This is a genomic window from Kitasatospora sp. NPDC047058 (assembly GCF_040643935.1).
Taxonomy (GTDB): Bacteria; Actinomycetota; Actinomycetes; order Streptomycetales; family Streptomycetaceae; genus Kitasatospora.
The window spans coordinates 1-3,674 of sequence record NZ_JBEYVJ010000566.1 but is presented as its reverse complement, the minus strand read 5'-3'; the positions used below and the strand labels follow the sequence as shown (position 1 = coordinate 3,674).

Below are 3,674 nucleotides of genomic sequence, written 5' to 3'. Positions count from 1 at the left end.
CGTCCTCGTACTGGACGTACTTGGGCGATTCGGGCGTGCGTCCAGGCGGGATGCCCGGCGTCGTGCGCCCGGCAAGATCGGCCGGACAGGGCCTAGCTCACGACACCTCGACGATCACCGCGTCGCCCTGACCGCCGCCGCCGCACAGGGCGGCGGTGCCGAGCCCGCCCCCGCGGCGGCGCAGCTCGTTGATCAGCGAGATGGTGATGCGGGCGCCGGTGCAGCCGAGCGGGTGCCCCATGGCGATGGCGCCGCCGTTGACGTTGACGCGGTCCTCGGAGAGGCCGAGGTCGTCGACCCCGGCCATGGCGACCGACGCGAACGCCTCGTTCAGCTCGTACAGGTCCAGCCGCGAAGGGTCGACGCCGATCTTGGCGGCGGCCTTGCGGATGGCGTTGGACGGCTGCGGCAGCAGGGACAGCGGACCCGCGGTGGTGCCCCAGGACCTGAAGGTGGCAAGTGCGGACAGCCCGAGCTCGTCCGCCTTGCGGCGGGACATCAGCACCAGCGCCGCGGCGCCGTCCGAGATCGGGGACGAGTTGCCCGCGGTGATCGTCCCGGTGCCGGAGAACACCGGCTTCAGCCGGGTGAGGGCCTCGATGGTGGAGTCCGGGCGGATCCCCTCGTCCTGGCGGACGACGATCGGGTCCCCCTTGCGCTGCGGGACCTCGACCGGGACGGCCTCGCCCTCGAACACGCCGTTCTTCCAGGCGGCCGCGGCGCGGGCGTGGGAGCGCACCGCCCACTCGTCCTGGCGCTCCCGGCCGTAGCCGTGGGACGCCGCCTGGTACTCGTCGGTCGCCAGGCCCATCAGCTTCTCGTCGAACGGACAGGTGAGGCCGTCGAAGGACATGGTGTCCTTGAGGACGCCGTCCCCCGAGCGGTAGCCGAAGCGCGCCTTGTCGAGGACGTAGGGCGCGTTGGACATCGACTCCATTCCGCCGGCCACCACGATGTCGTACTCGCCGAGCGCGATGAGCGATGCGGCGCGCGCGATCGCGGTCGTGCCGGAGAGGCACACCTTGTTGATGCCCTCCGCCGGGACGCTGAGCGGGATGCCGCCCTTCACCGCGGCCTGACGGGCGGTGATCTGGCCGGCCCCCGCCGGGATGGCGTGCCCCATGACGACGTACTCGACCGCGTCCCCCGGAACGCCGGCTCGCTCCAGAGCGGCGGCGATGGCCTTTCCGCCGAGCTCGGCGGCCGTGAAGGCCGACAGGGCGCCGCCGAACTTGCCGAGTGGAAGCCTCGCGTACCCGATGACAACAGCGGGCTCGAACATCTGCGACTCCTCTGCTGAGCGATTCATGCCAGGTTTCTCCGGCGCACGATAGCACCGTGTCACCGGTCGGCCACTACGTGAGAAACCTCACGGACCGTCAGATGCCGTGTGCTACAAGGGCTTCCGGAGGTACTCGGCGACGAGCGCCCTGACCCGGTGCGATCCGAGGACGTCGAAGTGACCAGCGCCTTCGATCAGTTCCAGGGCGGAACCGGACCAGCCGGCGTGGAGGTCCGCAGCGTGCTCCGGCGGCACGAAGTCGTCGTCGGCGCCGTGGATGACCAGGCCGGGGAGGTCGACCGTCTTGACGATCTCCTGCGGCGAGTACCCGGTCCACGCCCCCTCCCCCAGCAGGCCCTCGATCCGCCGGGACAGTTCCTGGATCAGTTCGTCGTCGACGGTGTGCATCTCGGCGAACTTCTCGATCAGGTACCGGTGCCGGGCGGGCGCCGAGATCGAGACCAGCGCCTTCACCCGCAGGTCGCCGTTCAGGGCCGCGAAGGCCCACAGGGCGCCCAGCGAGTGGCCGACGACCGCGTGGAGCTCGCCGAGCCGGCCGCACAGCGCGCGGATCAGTTCGCGCACCTCCAGCGGATTGGTGGTGCTGCCGAGCGCCTCGCCGTGGGCGGGGGCGTCGAACAGCACCACCCGGAAGCCCTGGTCCAGCAGGGTCTGCGCGAGCGGGACCATGCTGCCCAGGTTGCTGTGGACGCCGTGCACGAGCAGCACGGCCGGCCCGCTGCCGCACTCGTAGTACTTGTGGGGCCGGTCGTCCACCTTGATGGTGTGGGACTGGCACCGGCCGAGGAATTCCCTGGTCCCCGCGTCGTGCTCGACCCGGAAGACCTTCCAGTACCGCTCCTCGAGCCTGTCGATGTCAACGTACTGCCCCATGGAGGCTCCTTTCCCGGTCGCCCGCCGCCGTCTGCGGCGGGCTGACGACTACTACCCCGCGAGCACCTTGAGACAAGCCTTCGCACGCTCCGGGAGCACGTACTCCCCGGTCCGCTCGATCTCGCTGTACAGGTTCTCGACCCGCTCGTAGTGGTCGTCGAGGTTCTGGTCCAGGAGGTGGTACTTGCTCTTGTTGTAGACGCCGAACTGGAGGTCGGTCATCAGCTCGAAGGGGTTGATGTCCTCCGCGTTCCTGCCGAACACCATCTGCAGGAACTCGTCGAGGCTCTGGTAGCCGAGCGTGGCGAGGAGGAACTCCAGCGACGCGCGCTTGCGGCTGATCTGGTGGGCGCGCTCGGCGGGGTCCACGATGAAGTCGAGCCCGCTGCTCATGCCGCGCGGGTAGTGCACGCGGTTGAAGCACCGGAAGTCGATGGTCAGCCGGTCCTGCTCGGAGGGCGGCATGGTGCTGTCGCCGTGGGCGCGGTAGTTGTCGAACACCAGCGCGTCGCCCACGCGCGAGTCGCAGTAGTAGCCGGGCGACGGCGTGTCCGCGTAGCGCTTCTCCCAGTACTTCGCCATGAGGAAGTCCCGCACGGTGGGCAGGTCGATCTCGGAGAGCTTGCCCTCCAGGAACAGGAAGAGGGCCTTGTCGACCGACGCCTTCTCCTCCTTGTCCAGGCCGTACTCCAGCATCTGCTCGTAGACGTACTGCAGGTTGGGCGCCTCCACCTCGGCCTCTTCGAAGATCACGAAGGGCTGCCGGTCCAGCGGCGTCGGGGTGAGCGCCGTGTGGAAGCTCCGGTACCGGGTGGGGAAGCCCAGGCGCTTCTTCACCAGCGACGGGATCTGCAGGGCGATCCCGCTGGCCGAGTGCGTGCCGTAGGAGCGCTTGCCGGCGCGCACCACGAAGGCGTTGACGACCGTCGTCTCCACCTCGGGCATGTGCTCGTGCACGACGTCCTGGTTCAGGTCGTAGAAGCGCTTGGCCGAGGGGATGAACAGGACGCAGTTCTCGAACATGGTGGAGAGCGGGAAGTAGCTGCCGATCGAGGCGGCCGCGAAGCTCTCCTGGATCATGCCCTGACACCGCAACTGCCGTGCCAGGTCGTCGGAGAGGCCGTCGTCCAGGTTCATCCGGACGACCTGCGTGGGGCGGGCGTCCGAGGGGAAGCGGCACGGGTTGAGCGCCCGGTTCGGGGGCAGCCGGTCCCCCACCTCCGCCCCGTCCACCTCGTACTTGTCCAGCACCGGCATCAGCTGCCGGGCGTGGGCGCCGGCGGACTCGTTCAGGAAGGTGCCGCACTTCTGGTAGGTGCCGGTCATCTCCGGCCCGTCGGTGGCGCCCACCGGTGTGTCCTCACTCATGGCGATCGGTTCCCTTTCTCTCTCGTGGGGCCGGGGACCGCCCCGGCGTGCTCTCGTGGGGCCGGGGGCCGCCCCGAACGGCATCGAGCTCTACCGGGACCGCCCGAACGTCTGCGTGCTGCGCACCTTC

3 protein-coding genes are annotated in these 3,674 nt (G+C 69.5%); all 3 read right to left on the bottom strand.

All coding sequences use genetic code 11. The annotated features are described in order from the left end of the window. Window positions 1-97 precede the first annotated feature (97 nt). The 3 genes from ABZ885_RS37500 to ABZ885_RS37490 all read right to left on the bottom strand — a co-directional run bounded on the left by ABZ885_RS37500 (window position 98) and on the right by ABZ885_RS37490 (window position 3,544). On the bottom strand, window positions 98-1,309 hold the full coding sequence (locus ABZ885_RS37500; RefSeq protein ID WP_360199107.1) for an acetyl-CoA C-acetyltransferase: 1,212 nt from the start codon (window positions 1,307-1,309) through the stop codon (window positions 98-100). An 84-nt stretch (window positions 1,310-1,393) separates the two neighbouring features. Next, entirely contained in the window at window positions 1,394-2,176 is a 783-nt protein-coding gene (locus ABZ885_RS37495) for an alpha/beta fold hydrolase (protein ID WP_360199105.1), read from the bottom strand. A 51-nt stretch (window positions 2,177-2,227) separates the two neighbouring features. Beyond that, the gene (locus ABZ885_RS37490; protein ID WP_360199103.1) at window positions 2,228-3,544 is read right to left on the bottom strand and encodes a hypothetical protein; all 1,317 of its coding nucleotides are present in this window, start codon (window positions 3,542-3,544) and stop codon (window positions 2,228-2,230) included. Between the last annotated feature and the right edge of the window lie 130 nt (window positions 3,545-3,674).

Bases quoted from the DNA above. Each gene is read 5' to 3' on its own strand.
- ABZ885_RS37500 (WP_360199107.1), bottom strand. From the start codon at position 1,309: ATGAATCGCTCAGCAGAGGAGTCGCAGATGTTCGAGCCCGCTGTTGTC.
- ABZ885_RS37495 (WP_360199105.1), bottom strand. From the start codon at position 2,176: ATGGGGCAGTACGTTGACATCGACAGGCTCGAGGAGCGGTACTGGAAG.
- ABZ885_RS37490 (WP_360199103.1), bottom strand. From the start codon at position 3,544: ATGAGTGAGGACACACCGGTGGGCGCCACCGACGGGCCGGAGATGACC.